Annotated in this window: 1 pseudogene; it reads right to left on the reverse strand. The window is 43.5% G+C overall.

The features are described 5' to 3' along the window. Nucleotides 1-79: 79 nt before the first annotated feature. Nucleotides 80-616 (reverse strand): annotated as a pseudogene (locus PROVALCAL_RS19930) (phage tail tape measure protein); the annotation flags it as partial.

Consider the following 616-nt stretch of genomic DNA (forward strand, 5'->3'; position numbering starts at 1 on the left):
GACTCCTGCGTTTGAGTTCGCCACTTAAACTCTTCAATCATGCTCACCTCAAATAAAAAAGCCACCAATGCGGTGGCTGTTAGTTGCCTTTAATTGCCCTTGATAGTGCCGATGCAGGATTGAGTAAAAGTTTATTAACTACTCCCTCCATTTCTTGATTTAGCTCTCGCTTTACTGCGGAATGATTAATTTGCCCCGAGGATGGCTGCTGCTGATTATTGCCAAAGTTTAAATCCCCAATAGATATGTTAACTTGAGCCCCTACAGCAGATTGAGCGCCATAAACTTGAACTCTTGATTGATTAACTGACATTGGCTGAGAGCCACCAACATAACCACCCGATGCATAGCCTTTCTTACCTGCATCCATCAAGCGATAAAGATTGTCTTTTCCTAACTTAGCCGTGCTGTCTTTATCAAATACGAACTCCCCTTTATGTACAACACCAGCTGCGTCATATTTGCCACCATCCCCGGTGTACCCACCACCAGCAAACCCAAGAAAACCACCTACCGCTGTTCCACCAAATGCTGCTTTCATAGAATTAAGCATAGCCATCTGCATTAGCATCTTAGTGGTCATTTCTAAGAATGAACGAGTAAAGTCACCGAAACT

Origin of the sequence: Providencia alcalifaciens DSM 30120, from assembly GCF_000173415.1 — a bacterium.
GTDB lineage: Bacteria > Pseudomonadota > Gammaproteobacteria > Enterobacterales > Enterobacteriaceae > Providencia > Providencia alcalifaciens.